The following is a 25,136-nucleotide window of genomic DNA, read 5'->3' as shown; positions in this document are numbered from 1 at the left end:
CGTCGCTGTCGCTCCTGCGGGGTCTCACCTATTCCGCTTTTCCCGCAGGAGTCTTCGTCTTGCACTCCAATCAACAGCTAGAACCTGCTTAATACATGAATTATAAAAATTAAAAAATCCGAACGAGTTAGATTTTTATAAAATCACTCGTTCGGATTTTTTTTATCTGAAACCCTTTTGTCCCAGCCTCTTTCGTTAGCTGTACATTACACAGCTTTTTTCTTTTTAACCATATTCAATAAACGATAAAAACCTTCTTTATAGAAGAACCTCAGCGCTACCGTGTAGATGATGACACCTATCGGAACAAGAATGGCCAATTGAAATAAAGAATAAAGATTCGATACCAAATCTACTTTTTTCAGGAAATAGATGGGCAGTACCATTAAAACCGTTGGTGGAATGGCTCTTGAGAATAATCTCCAAAGCTTCCGTGCTTCCTGTCCCTCAAACCCTTTATATACAACAACAGAAGAGACGACAAGATAATAAACGGATACGACAGAGCTGGCCACAGCTAATGCCGGGTAGCCATAGCGATCCACCAATAAGAAGTTCAAGATTAGATTCACGACAATCGTCGTTACACTGATTCTAAAGACGATACCTGTCTTCCCCTGCGCATATAAAGACTTCGACACGATGAATTGTAGCCCCTGAGTGACAATCAACGGCAAGTAAAGTACCAGGGCAGTATACGTATTCGCCGTGTCACCGGCAGTGAATTTCCCTCGTTCATATATAAAGGAAAGGGCTTCTTCGCCCACGACCCAAAGACCGGCGGCAATCGGCATAAGCGTTAAAAGGGAGATTTCCATTCCCATGAAGAATGTGTTCTGAAACTTTCGCTGATCATTCACTTGTTCTGAAAGTAAGGTGAAGATGATCGCAGCGATGGTCGTTGCGTAAATCGCATTCGGGATGCTTATCAGTAGGGAAGCGTTATTTAAATACGTAACGGCTCCGCCAACCGTACCGGACGCGAAGATTTTATTGACGAACATATTGATCTGTCCCACCACTGAATTAAGCAGTGAGGGAATAATCAATACGATAAACGCTTTTTTAAACGTTTCATCCACTTTGAAAGTGGGCATCCACTTGAATCCGTTTCGGGTTAAAAAGAAGAACTGTACAATGATTCCGAGTATGGTCCCGAATACAAACCCATAAGCGAGACTGTAGATCCCCCATGTATCTGAGAATAATAGGGCAAATACAGCTCCCATTAAAGTGGCTAGCAGTTTAGATATCTGTGATGGAACGAAGATTCTTCTTCCCTGAAGATAAGATTCCAATATTCCGTTAAGGGCGATAGCACTCATAAATAGGAAAAATATCTTTGTAATATCAACCGCTACTTTTTCCGTTTCCGGATTCATATCACCGAAAAGGAATGGAACAAAATAAGGAACGAGAAAAAACCCTGCAATGGTAATGATCAAAAAGAGAGCTACAGTGGAATTCATGATTCCGTTCGCATTCCGTTCCGTTTCTGCCGGAGAGTCCTCCTTATGCTTTACGTATAAGGGAAGGAAGACATTATTGAATCCAATTGAAATCATAGCCACTACTAACGTGATAAAAGAGAATGCGATCAAGTAACCGTCCGTATAATCGTTTGCACCGAATTCCCTGGCGATGATACTTTCTCTAAGAAAACCTGATAGCTTCAAAATTAATGCGAGAAGAGTAATCCAAATGGCTGTCTTCTTTAAATTAGACACAAATTCACCTGCTTTTCTGTATAAAAAAGGGGCGACCGTCAAAAAGTGTTTTATCAGAAGGGGGGAGGCTTCATCCCCCTCTTCCTGATTCGTTTAGACTTTTATGGTCAATCCCTCATCATGATTATTAATTTAAGGCTTTTTTGTAGATGCTTTCATATTTTTCAGCTGCAGCTAAGTGTGAGTATTCATTTTCAATCTTGGTTCTGGCTTTAAGGGCAAATCTTTCTCCGGTTTCCGGATGGTCTAATAAGGAAATGGTGGCATCAGCCAGTTCTTCTACGTTTTTCTCTTCGACGAGTAAACCGTCTTCTCCATGATGAACGATTTCTTTTAAACCTCCTACTGCACAAGCAACCAGAGGTGAACCGGATCCCATAGCTTCAAGAGCCGAGATGGACGTTGCTTCCTCGACGCCGGCTGAGTGAACGCTTGGTACTAACACAACGTCACTTAAAGCATAGTACTCTTTCACTTGATCATGAGGGACGGCACCAAGCAGGGTCACATGGTTCTCCAGTTTATTCTCATCCACTATTCGTTTAATTTCAGACAGAGCTTCTCCACTTCCTGCATAAATCAGATGAACATCAGGATGTTTTTCTAAAATCCTTGGCAGAGCAAGTGCAGGGTAGATTACCCCGTTTTTCTTGGTTAAACGTCTTGGGACGAATAATATTTTCTGTTCTGGGGATATCCCATGTTTCTTCCGGAATTCGTTCTTTTTTTCCTGGTCCGGTTTAAAACTGTGAATATCGATGAAATTCCGGATTGCTGTAGCTTCTACATCTGCGACTTCTTTCACATAGTCTTTCAATCGAGTATCCACTGTGATAATCTCTCTTGTTCCCTTGTAGGCTTTTATTTCAATTTCCTTCATATAAGCTGCCTCAGGACTTCCTTCATCAATAGAACCCTTACTGACAGATTCAAATGTCATGTATCCGTGGACTGTTGAAACCGTAGGGATACCTGTCTCAAGGGCTGCCAGAGTAGTGAATGGATCTTGGGCGTTGATGAGGTCATAGTTGTTCCCTTTATTTTTCTCGATGAGCTCCTGAAGCATTTTTTTGCGCACGTTATGAGACCAGATGATGCCTTTTCCTTTTTTCATCTTATTTAAGACGAAGCTAGGTCCCTGTGCATATAATTTACGCATGACAGGAGGCACATCGGTAAAGGACAGTACATCCACCTGATGCCCTCTTTCTTCAAGACCCGCTTTCAAAGTCGTTACGTGGGTGGATAATCCCCCTGCGTGAGGATAATCATAGGCAGTAGCAATTAGTATTTTCATCTTAATCCTCCTATTTGACGAAGTTTTCCTTTAACAGCTCCAGGTTTCGAACTGCTTCGCCTCTCATTGATTGGGCATTTTCCAATATTTTTTTCGAAGCCATATCATGATTTTTCAATAAATATGATCCATTTGTTTGCAGTTCTTCTACATTTATTTCTTCCAGTACAGAAGAATATTCCCACATGCCGCTTCTTTTCAGTAAGCTTTCCACCTTTTTATCATAAGAGAAGCCGATATGAGGAACTCCCATCAAAGTAGAGAAGATTAACGCGTGAAGTCTCATTCCAATCGTCAGCTGGCATTCACCAATGAAATTCAGATATTGGTTAGGTGTGAAATCAGTACCAAGCATTAAACATTTCTCTTTATGCTTCATATGTGAAAGTACTTTCTCACTTGCATCCCAGTCATGATGTCCTTCCATGGGAACGAAAACAGGTGTAATATGCTTCTCTTCTATTAAATGGTCCAGTATTTGTGCGGTCTGTTCGAATTGTACTTCCCGTCCGAACCATGGACGTACAGAAACGGCCACCATTTGTTCATCACCTTTAAGTGGAAGGGACTCGATACAACTACGATCTTCCTTGCGTTTAAAAGCAAAGACGATGTCTGATGTGACAACCGTTTCGGGTTTTGTAACTCCTAACTTGTGCAGCAATTCTTTCGAATATTGGTCACGGACAGTAATGAAATCTGCCAGATTAGCAAGCTTCATTAATATTTTTCCCCAACGGGATTTCACAGGTCCAATTCCCTGAGAGAAGAACATGACTTTGGTTCCGCATAATTTGGCTAATAATACAATTAACAAATAATAAGGAAGAGGACCGAATAAGAACTTAGTCGGATACGAGTCCTGCAGCAGTCCGCCACCACCGCTGATCAATAAGTCCGCTTCCCTTAACGCTTTTACTTTTTCTTTATTGCTGTGTCTCCAAGCCCGGTAAACGGATTTAACATTATGTTCTTTTGCAGTTTCCTCTGGCGATAAAGAAAAAACGGTAATTTCTGGATTGTCAAATTGATCACGTAAATTGTCGATAATCGACTCTAAGATGGCCTCATCTCCTGTATTGCCGAGACCGTAAAAACCTGATATAACGAATTTCAAAGAAGTGCTCCTCCTTTTATAGTGGACGAAATAGTCTTTTATTTAGTACATTAAACTTTGTACAAAAAATCAAACCTTATTTTATCATTACTATGAATTACTAGCAATGTAACTGGTGCATCCTTTTTTTAGTTTTGATATACTATGTTAGAAATTGTCGTTTAAACTCAGATAACGAAATGAGGTTCTCATTATAATGAAAAAAGTTTGTGTAGTTGGTTTAGGATATATCGGATTACCGACTTCAGCCATTTTTGCGAAAGCAGGAATTGAAGTGGTTGGTGTTGATGTAAGTGAAAGAGTCATTAATTTATTGAATAAAGGTGAAATTCATATAGAAGAAGTTGGTCTGCCTGAGCTCATTAAGGAAGTAGTGGCTGATGGGCGTTTGAAGGGTTCTGTCACTCCTGAAAAGGCAGATGCCTTCATCATTGCCGTACCGACGCCGATCCACGAGGACAACTCAGCAAACGTGGATTATGTCATCAGTGCGACTAAAGCGATTCTTCCTTATTTAGAAAAAGGTAATGTTGTCATAGTGGAGTCTACGATTCCTCCTAGAACGATGGATGACGTTGTGGCTCCAATCATTAAAGAGCACGGATTGGATCCTTATAAGGATGTGTATCTAGCTCATTGTCCGGAACGTGTTCTGCCAGGCAGAATTCTTATTGAATTAATTGAGAATACCCGCATCATCGGTGGAGTTACTCCTGAAGCATCAAGTAAGGCAGCTGAAGTCTATCGTACGGTTGTGACAGGAGATATTCTCGAGACAGAGGCAGTAACGGCGGAAATGTCTAAGTTAATGGAAAATACATTCCGTGATGTCAATATTGCACTAGCCAATGAATTGGTTAAAATCTCGGCCAAGCTAGGCGTTAACGCACATGATGTCATCGAACTTGCCAACAGGCATCCAAGGGTTAACCTTCATCAGCCAGGACCGGGAGTCGGAGGGCACTGTCTTGCTGTAGATCCGTACTTTATTGTCGAGAAGGCTGTAGAAGAATCACCGTTGATTCAGACGGCCCGTACAATCAATAATTCCATGCCGGAATTTGTTGTCGAGCAGGTATCCCGATTGACTTGTGAATTGGAAGCACCTAAGCTTGCCGTATTTGGACTGACGTATAAAGGAAATATCGACGATGTCAGAGAAAGCCCGGCACTGGATATCGCCCAAATGCTGGTGGACGATCAACGCTTTAATGTCAGCGTTTATGATCCACATGTAAGGGATGAACAGGTACCGTTTACATTAGATTCCTTTGAAGATGCAGTCAACGGTGCTCACCTTGTTGTCATTCTTGCAGATCATAATGAGTTTAAAGAGCTTGACTTGAAGAAATTGAAAGCCCATATGAAGACACCGGTTGTCTTTGATACAAAGAATTGTTCTCCATTAGGGGAAGAGGTCTTGACTTACCGAATTGGAGACCTGACAAATCTTAAAGCGATTCAAGAGTAGGAGATTGACATGAACAAGGAAAATTATTTCGGAGTGAGTGTATCTTCTTACGATTATGAAGGGATTATTGATGATATCAGACACAGGATGGCAGAGGGAGAGAATTCTACCATCATTGCAGTGAATCCCGAAAAAGTCATGTCTGCTGAGAAGAATCCAGAACTCATGGAGCTGATTAATTCTGCCACGTATCAAATACCTGACGGAATCGGGATCATCCTTGCTTCAAAGTTGAAAAAAGGAAGTATCCGATCACGGGTAACGGGTGTGGACATGATGGACCGGTTACTGAAATTTGCTGCAGATGAAGGTCATCGAGTGTTTATGTACGGAGCCAAGCCTGAGGTTGTGATGCAGGCCGCTGAAAACATCCAGAAGAAGTATCCGGCCATCACCATTGCCGGTACTCAACACGGATACGAGCAGGACCAAAGCAAAGTAGTGGCAAAAATCAACGAGTCAAAGGCGGATATTTTATTCGTGGCCATGGGCAGTCCGCGGCAGGAACTCTGGATCCGTGAACATATGGACGGTTTGCATGCGAAAGTGTTTCAAGGTGTCGGTGGTAGCTTTGATGTATTTGCCGGTCATGTGCAAAGAGCCCCGAAGGTTTATCGCGACATGGGGCTAGAATGGTTTTACCGCTTGATGAAGGAACCTCAGCGTTTCAAGCGTCAGCTGGCTCTCCCGAAGTTTCTGGCGAAAGTTTTATTTTCTAAGTAATGTAACAATGATAGTCGGTGATACTTCACCAGCTATCATTGTTTATTGATTGTTTCCTTGAGGAGGACCTTTTCTATGAAGGTATTGCATTTGATTAGTGGCGGCGAAACAGGTGGATCAAGAAAGCATGTGGTGACCCTTTTATCCCGGTTGCCAAAGGAAGAAGTGTGTCTGGCTGTCTTTCAAGAAGGTGCACTTGCAATGGAAGCCAGGGAGGCAGGAATCAGGGTGGAAGTGTTTGCTCAGTCTTCCCGTTATGATTTATCTGTATTAAAGAGGCTGGTAGCCTTTATTGGAACAGAGCACTTTGATATCCTGCACACGCACGGACCAAGAGCAAATTTATTTGGATCTTTCATTAAACATAGAATTTCATGTAAATGGATGACGACGATTCACAGTGATCCGATGCTTGACTTCATGAAATCCGGATTAAAAGGGAAAGTGTTCACGAAATTAAACTTGTTCTCTTTGAATAGGATCGACCACTTCTTTGCCGTTTCTGAACGTTTTAAGGAAAACCTGATGAAGTTTGGTATTCCAGAGGAGAAAATCCAAGCCATTTATAATGGGATTGAATTTACTGCACCTGTTGATAAAGCAAATCATCTATATGAAGAACTTAAGCTTTCTGAAGATGATTTCGTCATGACGATGGTTGCCAGGCTGCATCCGATTAAAGGTCACGAAATGGTGTTGAACTCCTTGAAGCAACTTAATAACCCCTCTATTAAGCTTTTACTTGTCGGTGATGGTCCGATTCGGAATGAATTAGAACAAATAGCAGATAAACTTGATTTGGGGAATACCGTGCAATTTTTAGGGTTTAGAAAAGATATCCAAGAAATTTATTCTATTTCTTCTATTTCATTATTGGCTTCATTCAGCGAGAGTTTCCCGCTTGTTTTACTCGAGGCTGCCAATGAACAGGTACCAATTATTACGACGGATGTTGGGGGAGTCGGGGAGCTTGTCAAACCTCCTCTTCACGGATGGGTCGTTCCAGTCGATGATCAACCGAAGTATCAGGAAGCTATAGAAGAGGCTTATCAACTGCATGTAGAGAAATCTTTACCTCTGAAGGGGCAAAATTTGAGAACTTATGCAGAATCGACCTACTCTTTACAACATTTAGCAGAGCTGACAAGAGAAACGTATAAGAAGATGATCATTTAGTTTAAATTAACCTTGTCAGTCTATACTGTATCGTGTAAGGTTTTAATGTGTTATGAAAAATAATCATATGAAAACGTTCAAAGGAGAAAGCTTCCATTATGTCTTATAAGAATTCTTTAACATATTATGTTACATTGTTAACGTTATTTATCATCCCTATTTTCTATTTCAAAACGTATATTGGACCCTTACCCCTTTCAGCTGAAATCATTCTGATCCCACTCCTTGTACTGGCTTTTCTTTGGGACTGGAGGAAAGGTTCAATTGAATTTAATGATATAAGCATTAAGTGGTTTGTGATAGCCTTTTCCGCTTTCATTCTCATTAGTCTTTTATCATTCACTAAGGCCGTATTTTTCACTCCTGCAGTCATGGAGACAGGCCGTTATATCTCATATGTAGTTTTGTTTCTTATCATTTTAAAGGTTAAGTTTACGAAAAAACAGTATTTGAACTTCGCTAAAGTCTTTGGGGCAGCAGCATTATTCATTGGACTATTCGGAGCTCTTCAATATGTGTTTAATTTCTCATTAAACAAAGCCGGGTTGTATGCTTTACAGGAAGCAAAGGGAAGAATCGATTCCACACTGGTGAATCCCAATTATTATTCTTCATTCCTTAATTTTGTCATTCCGACCTTGGTTTTACTGGCCGTTGTATACTTCAAAGATAAAAAAACACAGTTAATCTTTTTTGCCATCTACGGCATTTATATTGTGAATCTGATTCTCACATATACACGTGCAGCATGGGTAACGATGGTATGTGCATTCCTTATGATCATTCTCATTATGCCTAAGCGTTTCTTGAAAGGAATTTTCAAGCCTCATATTCTCATTGCATTCCTTATCCTTGGAGTGTTCGTCTACTTCATGCCGGACGTTCAATCGAGAACGAATTCGGCTGTCTACGCGATCGAGAAATTGGTCTTTAAAGATCAGGCAAGAGAGCACGTAGCCGGTCCTGATGATGAAGGACAGGATACAGAAGAAGTTGAAGAAGAGCCTTCTGTTGAAGACGAAACAACGAACAAAGCAGTCGTTTCCCGTATTACACTGTGGAAAACAGGTTGGGTCATGTTTAAAGATAACCCAATTCTTGGAGTCGGTATGGGGAACTACTATGATCGATATAAAGAATTCACGATTAAATATCCAGAATTGGATATTGGTCATGATACCTATTCCGTGCACAACTCTTATATTAAGGTTGCAGCTGAGACGGGAACTTTAGGAATTCTTGCGTACCTTTTGGTATATGTCATCTACTTCGTCAACATTGCGATTCTTTACTTTAAACAGCCGAACACGCTGGGTAAAGTATTGGCGGCAGGTCTGTTTGTCGGATCGACAACTTATATGGTGCAAAACATGTCGAACAACTTGATGTTTATTCCGCAATTAAACATCATATTCTGGTTAGTCGGAGGATTGGTTCTTACATTCCTGCACCGGAATTATAAACAATTTCAATAAGCACAAAATCTAGGCCCGTGGTGATAACCACGGGCTTTTTTGTATTGTTTGGAAGTTGAGTAGTGCGAAAATACCAGGTTAAAATCCCGATTTCTTGTTACATTTCTGTAAACTTTATCATCTTAATGGAAAATAAATAGAGAAATATGTAAAAAACAGTTGAAATATCCAACGAGTTTGGTAGAATAGAGTTCGAGCTTAATAATTTCTAATTCTAGCAAGAACTACCTTAATAACCTTTATTAACTACATAGTCCTTATATTACCAACTTTTTATGAAATATCAGGAATTTTACTGGGGTAAAGGTCATAGGTTAAGTCTTGTGTGAATTAAGTTATTAACACAACCAATCATTAATCGATCACAAGTCGGTTAAAAATGACAAAATAGTAAACACAAAACAGGGAGGAACTTTTAACATGACTTATCAACCAAAGTCTTATCGCAAGTTCGTTGCGACTGCTGCAACTGCTACTTTAGTAGCATCAGCTATCGCTCCAGCAGCTTCTGCTGCAACATTCACAGATGTATCTGATCGCTACAAGGAAGCTGTTGACTACTTAGTAGCAAACGGTGTAACACAAGGTACTGATGAAGGACGTTTCGGTACTGCTGATTCAATCAAACGTGTTGACGCTGCAATCATGGTTGCTCGTCTACTTGATCTTGACGGTGCAGACGCTCCAGACGCTGGATTCACTGACGTTCCAGATCGTGCACAATGGGCAGTAAATGCTCTTAAAGAAGCAGATATCATCAACGGTAAAACAGCTACTCGTTTTGGTTCACAAGATTCAATGACTCGTGCTGAAATGGCTAAAGTCATTGCTAAAGCTTACGAACTAACTGGAAGCGAAGACCTACCATTCTCAGATGTTTCTGCAACTTTCGAGAAATATGTTAAAGCAATCTACGAAGCTGGTATCACACAAGGTAAAACTGATACTCAATTCGGTTCTGATCAAGATGTAACTCGTGGAGAGTTTGCGTTGTTTGTTCACCGTGCGGAAATGATTGAAGATGTAATGGCTCCTGAGGTTGCTAGTGCGATGGCTATCGATGCCAATAAAGTTGCTGTTACCTTCAATACGGATGTTACTGAATATCACCTTAAGGCTTCTAACTTCAAAGTAAGTAACTTGTCTGTAACTGATGTATCAGTTAACGGTAAAGTAGCAACACTTACTCTAAGCTCTGAGTTAACTAACGGTACTACTTATACTGTAACTGCTACAGGATTAGAAGATGCTGATGGTAATGTGATCGAGGATTCTTCTTCTAACTTCTTATATGCAGTTGAGTTTGAAAAAGGTATCTCTCTAACTAAGAAAGAATTTGTACGCTATGCTAACCAGGATAATCCAAATATCTTCGATTTCGTTGAAGTCAAAGACCAAAATGGAAAAGCAGTTCCTGAAAGCCAAATTGCTGCAAAGAATGTTGAAACTGATGTAGCAACTGTAGTTTCAACTGCATCTGCAACTAAAGGTGATTTACTAGCTTCCGGTACTGCAAATGTAAACATTAAATACACTTTAGCTGACGGTACAATTGTTGAAACAGGTACTATTCAAATTAAAGTAACTAATCAAGATGCATCCAATACTGCTGGATTCAGCATTAATAGTGCTGCTTATGATAATACAGTAGCGTTTAAAAATGCTGAGGCAGTAAATATGCATAAAACAATTCTTTACCCTGGACAAGGAACAGGTAAAGCATTATCTGCTTATGCATACGATTCAAATAAGGATCCTTTAACTGAAGCTGTAGGTTCTACTAACAGCGAAAAAGTATCATATACTGTTACTTCTGGAGATACTCTTTTCCAAGTTAACAAAGATACTGGTGCGGTAATCTATCAAGCTCCTAAAGCTGGAAAAGCAACAGTTCAAGTTAAAAAAGGTTCATTCTCTTACGATGCACAAGTTGAATTACGTGATTATGCAAAGTTAAACAATGTAACTTCTAACAAAAGTTCTTTAACTATCGCAGAGGCTAAATCTACTCCTGCAGAACAAACTGCTACTTCACTGCAAACAGCATCTTTAGATTTAACATTGCTAGATCAATATTCAACTCCATTTGGAACAGAAGATAGTAATCGTTACAATGGTACTGCTGCTACTATAGCTGCTGGTTCAAATGTTACTAATGATGCTGGAACGGTTGTAGGTCAGTCATCAGCTATCACTTACGCTAGTAAAACAGGTAAAATTGTTGCTACTGCTGATTCAAATAAGGTTGGAGTAACAATTGGAGCAGGCGGAACAGTGACTGTGACACCTAAGGTCCGTGACATCTCTTCAGATGAAACTGTAAACCTTACATTATCATTATATGATACAACATCTAATTCAGATGGCACATTATTGAAGACTGTTACAGTGCCAGTAACAATTAAAAACATTACTGAAGCCACTGCACAAAAAGTGATGAAAGCAAGCGATATGGATGCTAGTGGTGCAGTTGATCCAATGTCTGCTGTTGTAACGTTATGGGAAGTTGACGTTGATGGAGACAAGATCAAGCCTGTTAAACAAGGTGTACCAACAGTCAACCGTGGTGCTGACTTAGCTTCTACTGCAGATGATGTAACATTATCATCTAACGAAGTTATTGAGTTTGAAGGAGTATTTGAGAATGCAGAGGTTGATCGTTTTGTTAAAGAAAAAACGGCAACTTACGATCCAACAAATGTAAAGGCTGATAATAAAGTTACAATCACAACTGGAAATGCAAATGCAACAGCTGAGTTCGAATTCAACGATCCAGCTACTACTGGAAGTTCAGTTGCTTCATTATTTGGCTATGATAAAGAATTTACTGTTAAAGCCAAAACTAGTGATTCAACTACATCAAACTATCTAGTTGCTCAAACTATCAATTTACGTGCATACAACAGTAATAAAGTAGCCATGTCCGCCAACATTGCTTCTACAACTACAGTTGATATGAGTAAAGTAAATGAAATTCTTGGTAACGCAGCAGCTACTCCAATTTCAATTAAAGATTCAGTATTAGGTCTTTATGACAAATCTGAATTTATTATTGATAAGATTGGTACTACTGACACTACTATCGCTCTAATGAATGGAGAAGATGGAGCAGTTATCTCTCCGGTAGTTTCTCTGAAAGATCAAGATGGAAATCCATTATGGATTGGTCCAAAAGCTTATGGTGAAACCGTAACAAACACATTTGCTTCAAGTAAAAATGATGCTGTTAAAGGTGGTACTCAAAAGTTACAATTCACAGCTACACTTCTTGACTCTCAGAATGTTGCTCTTTCTAGCACACCTGCAATTGGTGCTCCATTAACAGGTTCAGAAACTGTAACATTAGATGCGGATAAAGAACAAGGATCTGTAAAGGTTCTATTAACAGGAATTTATCGTGATAACGATTTCCCAAGCCCTTACAAGAAAAACTTGTTAGCTGCTTCTCAAATTGTAACAATCACTTATACTAAGTAATTAGAATAAGCTCTGTGGAGAGAAATCTCTGCAGGGCTTTTTCTTTTTTGAAAAAATTCAATGAGAGAGGTGTTCTGAAAAATAAATAAAGACACCCATAAAATCACTAGTATATACAATTTTAGTGGAATATCATTCCTTTTTATAGGATAATATAACTATATTGATTTTAGATAGATTATGAATCAATGTGAATCAAATTATCCAGGAGGAATGTTAGTTGAATAAACTATCAAGAAACAAGAAATTTATAGCATCAACAGTATCTGCGTCTATTGTTGCAGCCACTGTTGCCGCACCAGTGGCATCTGCTTTTTCAGATGTGAAAGAAGATACATATTATTATGAAGCGGTCAAGTTTTTAACGGAACAAGGGATCGTAGATGGATTTCCTGACAATACCTTCAGGCCGGATCAACAAGTGACTAGGGGACAGATGGCTAAATTTATTGCCAAGGCTTTAGATCTTGATACCACGTCTGTTAAGGGTTCGCATTTCACAGACATTGAAGGAAATAGGTTTCATACATACATATCTGTACTAAGTGAGAAAGGAATAATCGAAGGTTTTGAAGATCGTACTTTCCGACCAAATGAACCCGTTAAGCGTTCTGAAGCTGCTAAGTTTTTAGCCAAGGCATATGATTTGGATGAAAATTTTAACGTGTCATTTGATGACGTGAAAAAAGGCAAGTGGTATGCAGGGTATATTGGGGCTTTAGTAGAACATGGGATAACACTTGGAAAGACTTCAACTCTTTTTGATCCTGATGGAACCGTAAAGCGAAAAGAGATGGCAGCGTTTATATACCGTTCGGGGTCAGTAAAGCCGGTGACCGCAATGAATATCGATTCGATCTCAGGTACATACATAACAGTGGAGGGAGAAAAATATTCGGTCCCTTCAAGTTTACAAGGCTTATTCAGTGAACAAAATGCAAAAGCACTACAAAATGCTAAAATTAGGTTTTCTCTAGGTGAAGATAATAATATAGAAGAAATTACTTATTTAGAGTTAACCTCTGTTAGCAAAGAAGCTATTAGCTTAGATGGTAGAAATGCCATCATAAATGGAAATCTTAAGGTACAATCGCCGAGTATTACTTTGAGTAACCTAACCGTCAATAAGAACCTTATGTTTATCGGGACTCCCTCCGGTTCGACCTCGCTTAAGAATGTGGTAGTGAAAGGTGAGACATCTTATAAAGACGGGACATCAGTCTCTGTAAAGGGAGCATCCGAACAATATCCTACGGTTAATGTTAATGATTCCAATCTTGAAACAGTCACGTTAGACTATAAAAATATGAACTTTATATCCAAGGGTACTACGGTTATGAATCAAGTAAACATCCAAAAAAATGCTAAGATCGATTCTGCTATAGGTCTAGCCAACCTCCAACTTGGAAAAAGTGTTACTGAATTAACGGTCAATGGAATGATAAAAGAGCTAACTACCTCAGGGGAAGATCTCACAATACTTGGTCAAGCAAACATTATGAAACTGGTAGTATCAGGTGATGAAGCTGTGAACCTGAATACTACCGGTACAATCGATCTGATTGAAGTGAAAAATAAGAAAAGTAAATTAGTATTATCAATGAACGTAATCATTAAAGATATTAATCTTCCGGCTGCTAGTAAAATAGAAGAGATCATCTATAATTACAATCAAGTGAAGAGTGAAATAAAAAAAATAAATGGTATCTCTAACCCCGATGCATATAGCCATTCCGGTGGGGGGGGATATACGCCACCTCCAACTCCTTCAAAATCCTCATCACTCCAATTAGAGGATGTAATGGTTACTAATAAGCAAGGTGATACACCGGATGAAATCACAATTGGTGGATTAGCAACAGGTGATGTAGTCAAAGTATACGGCTCAGCAACTGGTACTGAAGCCCTCACAACAGTTACAGCAACAGGCCAGGAACTTACCATCAACACTCTACCTTTATCTTCAACAGGCGGATACGTTTGGGTGAGCATTAAGCGCTCTGGGAAAACGGAAAGTGACCGTATTATGAAGAGATATTATGATGAACAAATAACCGTATTAAATAAAGCGGGGATTTATGGACCGGCTGATTCGGAATCGCGTGAGACCATAAACGGAGATGTTGTAATCGACGCTGATGATGTGATCCTCAATAACACCATTATTACCGGAGACCTGATCATCTCTGAATCAGTAGGTGAAGGGGAAGCAACGCTAAACAATGTTGAAGTTCAGGGAAGTACCATCATTAAAGGCGGTGGGTTAAACAGTATCCACTTTAACGATTCAGTACTGGCTACGGTCATTATTAATAAGAATAACGGAGCTATAAGGGTAGTTGCAGAAGGATCCACTAGAATAGTAGAAGTACAACTAGAATCGACTGCCAAACTTGAAGAGAACCTGGATGAAGGATCTGAAGGATTTACTGATGTAACGGTTAGTGAAGAGTTACAATCATCAAATACTAATCTTCAGGTAGAGCTAATAGGTTCTTTTGAAACCATTAACTCAAGAGCTTCCCAAGTGCAAATTCATTTAGCAGAAGACACAGATATTGAAACGCTTGTACTAAATGCGATAGCCAATGTAATTGGTGAGGGAAGAATCACGTCACTCGAAGTGAATTCAAGTGGATCAACTATTTCTCAAACACCTCAAAACGTCGTTTTAAACATTTCACCTGTGACGAATGAACAAAATACTGTAACGGTAGGTGGGGAGGAAGTGACGGAAAGTTCCTCTTCAGCACGTTCTACTGAGATCAATGACTTTACATTAACTCAATCATTTATTTCCTTAAATTTAGGTGAATACGTTAGTGATTTATCAATAGAAGATTTCGTTATTAGTGGTTCTTTAAATGGTATTGAACTAGCACAAGATGACATTGATGGTATGAATTTTGTTTACCATCCGAATTTAGGTGTATTGACCTATTCACCTCTTACTACGTTAGAAGGAACACTTTCTGTTACTGTTTCTCCTCTAAGTGCACCTGAGGAGGGTGTGGAAGACACTCGCAAACTGAGAGGAACACCGGTAACAAAAGTGATTGATTTGGGCACAGGAGCAAGCGGAAGACTTACCGACATCTTTGGGGCTTCAGCAGCGAACGCAACTCTAAAGTTCAGACCTTCTGGGGCTGACCCTGAGAGTGAACCAGTAAAAACAGTGACTACGGATAAAAATGGATTCTATTCTGTATCACTTCCTCCAGGCACATATATTGGTGAAGTTAGTGGAAATGGATATGTCACGACCTCCATTCTTGTGACAATAACTGATGATCTTTTCCAGGAGGGGCAAGATGAAACGGTCATTCGCCAGGCTGGAACGAACGCCACTAAGATTATGCTTAGTTGGAATGAACAAGAAAGGGATGTTGATTCTCATCTGATTGGACCGACCATAAACGGAGAAGAGTTTCACACCTTTTATTCCAACAGAACATATGAAGATGGTGAGATGATCTATGTCGACTTAGACTGGGATGATGTAGACTTCTTTGGACCAGAAACGACGACCATTAGAAAGTGGACAGATGGCAGATATGTTTTTTATGTTCATAACTTCTCTGGAGAAAAAGAGTTATCCGAATCTGGTTCTGTGGTGAAAGTATTTAACGGGACTGATGGTCAAGCCAGTAAAACCTATAGGGTTCCTACTGAAACTGGGGATAAAGAGTATTGGGCCGTTTTTGAGTTGCTGGTAAGTGATAATGGAACTTCATTTCAATATAATGAAATTAACGAAATGGTGATGGATGACTTTGTTTTATCTTCACCGAAAGAGTCGCTAACATCATTGATTTCTGAAGTAGGTTATTTTCTGACTAGTGCTGGGGACTTCTTTACAGAAGGTGATCTTCTAGAATTGAATTCTCTGAGAACACAAGCCCGAGCAACTATTGAGAATACAAATGCAACAACCAAAGAACTTATTGCTGCTTATGAAAAATTGAATGAAGAAAGATATTCTCTCAATGTACCTCCTACGATAGAATTTGTAGAAGGAATTAGTGATATAAATATCAACACAAATGAAGAATTACCGATTTTTAGCGAAGCAGACGTTATAGTGAATGATCCAGATAGTCAGTCTGGGTGGAGTTTGAATATTTCAATGAAGGACAGTGAAGGTAATGAAGTAGCTTATTCGGGTTCTGCTGAAGTAGGGGTCTATGAAGTTACGTATACTGTTACAGATGCTAAGGGTGCATCCGCTCAAATTACAAGGACTGTCACAGTAACGGAACAACCGGATCAACAAGTCCAACCGGAGCTAATCCAACACACCGTGACTCTTGGATCGGACCTTGACCAAAGCACCATTATTCAATTCGATGAAACATTTACTCCCCCTTCCCTGGAAGCAACGGACGGCACTTATGGCTTTAAGCTTGTCTATGATTCCAATCAATCACAGGAGTTGCAGACCTGGTATGAAGAAAATAAAAAACCGGATGGGGACGAGCCTGAATGGTATACGTACTTATTCAACACGGTTCCAACCGGTGAAGATGATACCGAAGTCAATGCAATGTTTAACCTGGTCAAAAATAGCGAAGGCTGGAAAATACAAGATGGCACTCAGGCGGCTTCAAATCAACTTGAAGATGCATCAGCGGGAATGATCATTCCAAATGATTTTCCATCAGGTACTTACACTTTTGCAGGAAGCATTGATGGAAAGGAAGTAATGGTTGAAATTACGATTAACACATCAGAAGAGATTGCTACTTCTGATTCATTGGACATGGGAACCCATTTTGCAGTAGAAAATGGTATTGTTCGATTCATATAATCTACCAGAATTAATACATGTATGTTTGAGCCCTGACACGAATAAGTGTTAGGGCTATTCTTATTAATAGAGGTGTTATATCTTTAATAAAGTACTATTGCGAAGACACACGAATATATACTTTAATCAGTTATGACACTTAGTTAAGTTAGAATAATATTCCTATAGTAACAATAATTGACTATAAAACCTCACTCTATTAAACTATTAAAGAGTCCAATTTTTCAGAAAAAACAAAATGTGGACTTCTAGTCAAATATAAGGGGGTTATGAAGCATGAAGTTGAACAAATTGTTCATCTATCTAGTTATTTTCTTGATGGCTTTTTCCAGTTTCTCAATGGGAACGAGTGCAGCCATTAATAAGAATCTACTAGATAAGAAGACTAATAAGAAGACACTCGTTAAATCATTTAGTGATCAGAGCGAAGTGGAGTATGATCCGGATGAAAAGGTGAGAGTAATTGTTGAGCTGAAAGATAAGCCGGCGATTTTCTCAGCTCAAAGCATTGGCAAGTCGTACAGCGATCTTTCAGATTCTGTGAAAGAAAAGCTGAAAGTAGAAGCATTGAACGCACAGGAGAAAGTGAAACATGACATAAAGAAAGCTTCTATTGACATGTCTTATCAGGAAAGCTTTACAACAATCGTGAACGGATTCAGTGGTGAAGTCGACTATAAGTCTTTAGAAAAGATTGAGAATTTGGCTAACGTTGGAAAGGTACATATCTCACACGAGTATAAGCGACCTTCTGAGCAGCCTGACATGATTTACAGTAAAGAGCTTGTGAAGGCACAGCAAACGTGGCAGGACTACGGTTATAAAGGACAGGGGATGACGGTTGCGGTCATAGATACAGGTATTGACCCGGCTCATAAGGACATGGTTCTCAGTGATGAAACCAAACCTGAAATTTCTTCTGCAATGGTAGACAAACTTAAGAAAGAGAAAGGTCTGCCGGGTAAATATTTCACGGAAAAAGTTCCCTACGCATACAATTACGCCGATGAAAATGATCAGGTACTGGATTTAGGACCTGGTGCGAGTATGCACGGAATGCACGTGGCGGGAACTGTTGGAGCAAACGGTGATGAGGAAAAAGGTGGCATCATGGGTGTGGCCCCTGAAGCTCAACTCCTTGGACTGAAGGTTTTCGGAAATGACCCGGAAATGCCATCCACCTATAGTGATATTTATATTAAGGCAATCGATGATGCCATCATCCTAGGCGCTGATGTTATCAATATGAGTCTTGGTTCGACGGCGGCATTCGTACTGCCGGATGACCCTGAACAAAAAGCGATTGCGAGAGCAGTGGAAAATGGTGTGTTGATGTCCATTTCTGCAGGAAACTCAGCTCAATTTGGCGAAGGTCACGATAGCCCATTCGCTGAAAATCCTGACATTGGCGTTGTTGGCTCACCTGGATTATCTGCTGATTCTTTGCAAGTGGCATCATTTGAGAATCAGTATTTGGATCTTGGAGGCTTTAACGTAACGGTCGACGGAGAAGAACGTGACGCAGTTGCATTCTTATCCGCAAGTAGCGTAGATCCATCCACTCTGGGGGAGCAACCTTATGAATTAGTGGATGCCGGTCTCGGACGCATGCCGGGAGATTCAGAAGTGAATCCGAATGCAAATGATTTTACGGGATTGAATCTTGAAGGAAAAGTGGCCCTTATTCAACGGGGAGAAAGTTCCTTTGTAGCGAAAACATTGAATGCTCAGGAAAAAGGAGCCATTGCTGTTATCATCTACAATAATACTGGCGGGTTTGTCAGTATGGCAACAGACAATTCCATCGAAATTCCACAGCTTTTTGTCTTAAAGCAATATGGAGATGAGATAAAAGGATTATTGGATGAAGGGAAAAAGGTAGAAATCGCCTTTAAGGGCGAGAAAGTGAAATCATTGAACCCTGAAGCTGGAAAGATGTCGACTTTCACATCATGGGGAGTGACACCTAACCTTGACTTCAAACCTGAAATTACGGCTCCAGGTGGAAATATCCTTTCTACCCTGCAAGATAATCAATATGGATTGATGAGCGGTACGTCCATGGCGGCACCACATGTTGCCGGTGGATCAGCCCTTGTTATGCAGAGAGTGGACAAAGATTTTAAACTCTCAGGTTCTAAACGCGTGGAGATGACGAAGAATATTCTTATGAATACGTCAAAACCGCAGATGGATAAAGGAACGTACAATGACCACTATCAGACGGGCCTTCCATACTCACCGAGAAGAGAAGGATCAGGACTGATGGATCTTCATGCAGCGATGAGTACACCGGTTGTCATTACGGAAAGTAAATCTGGTTTAGGTAAAGTAGCCCTTAAAGAAATCGGGGATAAGACTACTTTTACGTTAAACCTTAAGAACGTAAGCAAAAAAGATGTGGAATATGTAGCGGACGGAACCGTACAGACGGACCTTGTTGCTGAAGGGTATAACACACTTGAAACTCAAGGGATCTTTAAGAAAGATACAATTAGTGAAGAAGAGCCATTCTTAGGAGAATTCCCGGTCTCGTTTTCTTCATCAAAAGGAATGGAAACGGATAAAGGGTATACTGTTACGGTTCCTGCCGGTGGATCAGTCAATGTCGATGTAACGGTCGATGTAAGTAATACCATTGATTGGTTTAACAACGCTTCATTAGATACATTATTTGAAAATGGATACTTTGTGGAAGGGTTCATTTCCTTTAAAGACCCACAAGATACCAATCCGGAGCTTTCAGTTCCTTATGTAGGATTCAAAGGGGACTGGGACCAGGCACCGATTCTTGATAACACCATCTATGATGAAAAGTCTTTCTACGGGAAAACAGGTTTAGTCAGCCCGGTTAAAGGAGCAGATAACCTCTATCTAGGAACAAATCCGGTTGAAGAAGAAGCATACGAAAACAAAGTAGCCTTCTCTCCGAATGGAGACGGGGTACAGGATGTTGTATTCCCTGCTTTATCGTTCCTGCGTAATGCAAAGAATGTTTCCTTCTCCATTCTGGATAGTAAAGGAACTTCACTATTAAAGTTAAGAACAGAAAAAGAAATTTCCAAACATTATTATGATGGCGGCTCAGCAGAAGACTTCACCCCGTTTAGCGAAGCGAAATGGGACGGGAAGTATAAAGGGAAAGTCGTAGAAGACGGATGGTACTACTATGAAGTGAAAAGCATCGTAGATTACCCTGACGCTGAGTGGCAAACGAAGAAGATGAAAGTCTATGTAGATACGAAAAAACCATCAGTAACGTCGTCTTATGATCCTGAAACAGGAAGACTGATATGGGATGCGGATGACCAGGGGGTTGGCGTTTCCTATGTTGACATTCTTGTCAACGGAAAGAGTATTCTTGAAAAACCATTTTCATCAAGAACGAGCGAATACAAATTGGAGAATGTAGATAAAGACGCAACTATAAAGGTCTTGGTATATGACTGGGCTGGAAATGTAGGAATCTCAGCTGCAAATAATGGTGATGACGATACAATTCCATTTGTTACTGCTCTTACGCCGGAGGCACTTAGTGTAACGAAGGAGAGAGCGGTCACGGTTGAGGGATATGTGAACGATGATTCCGATGTGAAAGAATTACTTGTGAATGATAAAAAAGTACCATTGAAGTGGGATGCAGAAAATAAGCGATATGCGTTCAGTACAACCGTTGAATTTAAGACGGATGGCGTTCAGGACATTACGTTCTCAGGAACCGATTCCAAAGGAAATCAAATTTCATTTAAACGTAAAGTAATGGTGGATTCAACCCTGCCTAAATTGAACGTAAAAGCCCCATACTATACGAATAAAGCCAATGCCACTCTTGATTTGAACATAGCTGATAACTTCAAAGAACTCCGTTTCTATATTGACGGCAGTGAAAAATATTATCAAGAATTCAGAGAACCTTATGAAATGAAAGCTATCCAAAAGTCTCTAAAGGAAGAGGTATCCTTAAAAGATGGTGCCAATCATTTCGAGTTAAAGCTTGTTGATATGGCTGGTAATGAGACAGTGAAAAACATCACCATCTATCGGACTTCCAAACAACCAAAATCGTTTAAAGATGTATCTTCGACTTACTGGGCAAAGGATGCGATCCAATACTTAAACGTAACGGGCGTCATCAATGGTTATAGTAACGGTGAATTCGGTATTGACGACAGCATCACACGTTTACAGGCTGCCCAGATGATCGTCAGGGATTTGAACCTGAGTACGAAGAATCGTCCTGATCCGAAGCTTAAAGATGTTAAACCTGGCAGCTATGGATACGATGTCATCGCGACGATTGCGGATGAAGGCATCATGACGGGTACACTGGAAAAGATGTTTAACCCTAATCAAACCCTTACCCGTGCCCAAATGGCAAAGATTCTGGTGGAAGGGTATGAACTAGAAGGGAAGTCTAAAGATTCCTTCAAGGACGTATCCAATAATCATTGGGCGAAAGAGTATATCAATACCCTTTCAGTGAACGGAATTACCATTGGTTACCCAAATAATACGTTCAAACCAAGTGATATTACAACACGTGCTCAATTTACAGTGTTCTTAGCACGTACGAAAGATGATCGATTTAAATAATCTAGAAGAAATGCTATGGGACAAGTTTCCCATAGCATTTTTCTAGTATAAGAGTTGAAGGAAAATATATGTAATAAAGGAATATGTCCTATAACTTCCCAAATTATATGATAAAATCGTGATAGTGTTTTTGAAATATTTAGGTGGAAAATGGAATGACTCAGAGAAATTGATGCTCATTACATAAAAGGAAGGGACTATTCTATGAAATTATCAAAATCTTATCGTATGTTTATCGCTACTGCTGCAACTGCTGTCTTGGTTACATCTGCGGTTTCTTCATCGGCTGCTAATTCTTTCACAGATGTATCGGATCGATACAAGGAAGCGGTTGACTATTTAGTGGAGCAAGAAATTACAAACGGGTTAACCGATACGACTTTTGGAGTGATTGCTCAAATTAAACGTGGGGATGCAGCCATCATGATCGCGCGGGCTCTCGATTTAGATGGCTCCACAGCGCCGGAATCAGGATTTACAGACGTTCCTGAAAGAGCCCGTGAATCAATAAATGTCCTGAAACAACAAGGAATCATCAATGGTAAAACAGACGTGAAATTCGGAGCGGGAGACACCCTGACCCGTGGTGAAATGGCCATCATTCTTTCCAGGGCATACGCACTCAGCGGGAGTTCAACCTTATCATTCACAGATGTAGGGGATCGCTATCTGGATGCTGTTCAGGCAATGGTATATAACGGCATTACACAGGGGAAAACAGAGACACAATTCGGAACACAACAAGAAATCATGCGTGGAGAATTCGCTCTTTTCATTTATAGAGCCGAAGGGAATGTGACTCCTGAAGTAATAGAAGTCAGTTAGTGAAAAGAGCAGCCAATTGGCTGCTCTTAATGATTTTAAAGATAAGACTAATAACAAAAAACCTCCGAATTTCTCGGAGGTTTTTCACTGTCATCACTCCGCAGCGTCTACGATACGCCCTTCTACCTGAGGATCAACTTTGTCTAACGATTTTAAATAATCAATGAAAATCTCATAATCAATATATCCAGGTTCACTCACACGTCCATCTGCATAAGCATTTGCAAATACATCATAACCGTCTCCACCTTTTGCAGTAAACGTGTTCGTTGCTACAAAGTAAGAATCGGATTCACTTAATGGAACGAATTCAGTTCCATTGTTCACGTCTACAGATAGGACTCTCTCTCCAGCCGGCTTACTGCTGTCGTACGTGAATTTTAAACCGGATACATGAAGGAACGCTCCACTTGCAGTCGGGGCCGCACTGACACTGTGCTCTAAGGCAGCTTTAATTTCAGCTCCTGTAAGATTCATGATTCCAAGGCTATTCCCAAACGGCATCAACGTTAATACTTCACCCATTGTAATATCACCTGCATCAATGGAAGAACGGATACCTCCACCATTTGAGAGGGCGATCATAGTTTCAGGGTTTATCGTTTTAGCTTTTGCCAACATTCCGTCTGTAATCAAATTACCAAGATTGGTTTCTTTTGTACGGACATCTGCTCTTTCACCATCTAGTACCGAAACAGCTTCCACTCCAATCGATTGCTCTTTAAGGTCTGCGATTTGATCGGAATAAGGCTTTAACATGGCAGCAACTTCAGGGTCTTCTTCTTGATCCGAAACATTAATCAATTCGCCCATATAATACGCAATGGCTCCATCTTCGTCGAAGAGTACGTCTAATGTTCCAAGAGCTTTTCCATATTCTCCTGTTTGGACGATAACCGTCGGCTCATCGCCGTCTTCGTTGATCGTTGGCTCTGTTAATTCAGAGTGGCTGTGTCCGCCGACGATGATATCGATCCCGTCAACTTGTTTTGCTAACTCTAGATCATTATCATATTGAAGGCTGTCATCATAACCGATATGTGTAATGGCAATGATTTTGTTGATACCCTGATCTTCAAACGCTTTGACCATCTCGTTCGCTCTGTCGATATAAGAAGAGAATTCAACGGCACCTGTACTTGAAATGTCTGGAGTTTCTTCAGTAGTAAGACCGAAGATCCCTACCTTTTCTCCGTTTACTTCTTTCACGATTCCATCATAGATATGGGCGTCGGCCGGTTCGTCAGAAATAGCTGAGTACTGTAAGCCTTCGAACAATGGATCTTTGGAGAAATCAACATTGGAACTTACGAATGGGAAATTGGCATTCTTGATGAATTCTGTTAACGCCTTATGTCCATCTTCGCTTGCTCCAAGATCAAATTCATGGTTACCGAACGTCATGGCATCATATCCAAGATAATTCATGAACTCTAAGTCTGCTTGTCCCAGAAATTCGTTGAAATAAAGGGTCCCTGAGAATACATCCCCAGCATCAAGTAACAGTGCATCGGGATTATACTCGCGATAGTCCTTAATGGCAGTAGCACGCTTCGCGATATCATCCAGATTTCCATGAGTATCATTTGTATGCATAACGGAAAGAGGGAAAAGGCTGTCCTGCATTTCTTTTGCCATTGCCGCTTTATATAGGAAGATGGCATAATCCCCACGTTTAGCAGGATGGTCAATTCCGAACTGTGTTTCTGAAATCCCTTGAGTAATTTCGTTTGCGACCATCATTTGAACGGCAGGCGCATACATTTCTTTCACATCTGTAAATGCGATCTCGGTTGTACCTTCTAATCCGAACCCTCTTTCAAGCCATAATGCTAATTCACCGCGGGTAATATTTAATTGAGAGCCGAAAGAAGTAGCTGTTTTACCATTGGTGATTCCTGCTTCTTTTAATGCATTTACGGCAGCCATTCCCCGTTCGGGCACATCGGTAAATCCGGCTTCTGGAGCATTTTCTGTATCTAATTCAAGAACATTAGCTAATAATATGGCGGCATCCACACGTTTAATCGACATACTTGTACCGAATTGAGTATCTGATATCCCATTGGCTCCCATTGAAACGAGGAAGTCCACTGCATCCATATAACGGTCAGGCACATCCGTGAATTCCTTTTCATCCGCGGAAGCAGCCGGAATAAACGCGCTGGCAACCAGAGTAGCCGTAGTAGCAGAAGCTAAAAGCTTACGGTAAGATTTGTTTGACAATTCAATTCTCCCCTTAATAGATAGATTAGAAGTTTTCCATTTCGACAAGACTATTGCAAATCAAACGATAGTCTTGTCGAAATGAATCAACTCCTGTTCATTATAACAGAACCTATGACAATTTTATTACAAAATTTACTCTTTACAAAATATTAATACAATTAAATTGGAAACGCTATCTTAATAGTTATTTATAACGTATTGTTTTAAAGAATGTAGAGA

The 25,136-nt window shown here is 40.2% G+C and carries 12 protein-coding genes; 8 read left to right on the top strand and 4 right to left on the bottom strand.

Annotation, left to right across the window (positions count from 1 at the left end; genetic code table 11):
• Nucleotides 1–206 precede the first annotated feature (206 nt).
• From murJ to csaB, 3 genes are all read right to left on the bottom strand, one after another.
• Entirely contained in the window at nt 207–1,727 is a 1,521-nt protein-coding gene (gene murJ, locus KYJ26_RS03540) for a murein biosynthesis integral membrane protein MurJ (RefSeq protein ID WP_219165967.1), read from the bottom strand.
• A gap of 127 nt (nt 1,728–1,854) precedes the next feature.
• Nucleotides 1,855–3,024 (bottom strand): glycosyltransferase family 4 protein, encoded by a 1,170-nt coding sequence (locus KYJ26_RS03535; protein ID WP_219165965.1) that lies wholly within the window; start codon nt 3,022–3,024, stop codon nt 1,855–1,857.
• 10 nt (nt 3,025–3,034) lie between these two features.
• Nucleotides 3,035–4,141, bottom strand: a complete 1,107-nt coding sequence (gene csaB / locus KYJ26_RS03530) for a polysaccharide pyruvyl transferase CsaB (RefSeq protein WP_219165964.1) — start codon at nt 4,139–4,141, stop codon at nt 3,035–3,037.
• A 196-nt stretch (nt 4,142–4,337) separates the two neighbouring features.
• Here csaB and KYJ26_RS03525 point away from each other — a divergent pair, with 196 nt between their 5' ends.
• The 8 genes from KYJ26_RS03525 (at nt 4,338) to KYJ26_RS03490 (ending at nt 22,688) form a co-directional block, all read left to right on the top strand.
• Complete coding sequence (locus KYJ26_RS03525) at nt 4,338–5,612, top strand: nucleotide sugar dehydrogenase (protein ID WP_219165963.1); 1,275 nt, start codon at nt 4,338–4,340, stop codon at nt 5,610–5,612.
• 9 nt (nt 5,613–5,621) lie between these two features.
• The gene (locus KYJ26_RS03520; RefSeq protein ID WP_219165962.1) at nt 5,622–6,335 is read left to right on the top strand and encodes a WecB/TagA/CpsF family glycosyltransferase; all 714 of its coding nucleotides are present in this window, start codon (nt 5,622–5,624) and stop codon (nt 6,333–6,335) included.
• 75 nt (nt 6,336–6,410) lie between these two features.
• Nucleotides 6,411–7,511 carry a glycosyltransferase family 4 protein gene (locus KYJ26_RS03515; RefSeq protein WP_219165961.1) on the top strand — a complete coding sequence of 367 codons (1,101 nt, stop codon included), beginning with the start codon at nt 6,411–6,413 and terminating at the stop codon, nt 7,509–7,511.
• A 98-nt stretch (nt 7,512–7,609) separates the two neighbouring features.
• Nucleotides 7,610–8,986 (top strand): O-antigen ligase family protein, encoded by a 1,377-nt coding sequence (locus KYJ26_RS03510; protein WP_219165960.1) that lies wholly within the window; start codon nt 7,610–7,612, stop codon nt 8,984–8,986.
• Between the two features lie 420 nt (nt 8,987–9,406).
• Complete coding sequence (locus KYJ26_RS03505; RefSeq protein WP_219165959.1) at nt 9,407–12,463, top strand: S-layer homology domain-containing protein; 3,057 nt, start codon at nt 9,407–9,409, stop codon at nt 12,461–12,463.
• 220 nt (nt 12,464–12,683) lie between these two features.
• Complete coding sequence (locus KYJ26_RS03500; RefSeq protein WP_219165958.1) at nt 12,684–17,270, top strand: S-layer homology domain-containing protein; 4,587 nt, start codon at nt 12,684–12,686, stop codon at nt 17,268–17,270.
• Between the two features lie 276 nt (nt 17,271–17,546).
• Nucleotides 17,547–21,863 (top strand): S8 family serine peptidase, encoded by a 4,317-nt coding sequence (locus KYJ26_RS03495; protein WP_219165957.1) that lies wholly within the window; start codon nt 17,547–17,549, stop codon nt 21,861–21,863.
• Between the two features lie 204 nt (nt 21,864–22,067).
• Entirely contained in the window at nt 22,068–22,688 is a 621-nt protein-coding gene (locus KYJ26_RS03490; protein WP_219165956.1) for an S-layer homology domain-containing protein, read from the top strand.
• A gap of 93 nt (nt 22,689–22,781) precedes the next feature.
• Here the strand turns inward: KYJ26_RS03490 and KYJ26_RS03485 are convergent, their stop codons facing one another.
• Nucleotides 22,782–24,914 (bottom strand): 5'-nucleotidase C-terminal domain-containing protein, encoded by a 2,133-nt coding sequence (locus KYJ26_RS03485; protein WP_257474871.1) that lies wholly within the window; start codon nt 24,912–24,914, stop codon nt 22,782–22,784.
• Between the last annotated feature and the right edge of the window lie 222 nt (nt 24,915–25,136).

The sequence above is a fragment of the Rossellomorea orangium genome, from assembly GCF_019334305.1.
GTDB lineage: Bacteria > Bacillota > Bacilli > Bacillales > Bacillaceae_B > Rossellomorea.
This window is presented reverse-complemented; position numbering and strand designations above follow the sequence as displayed.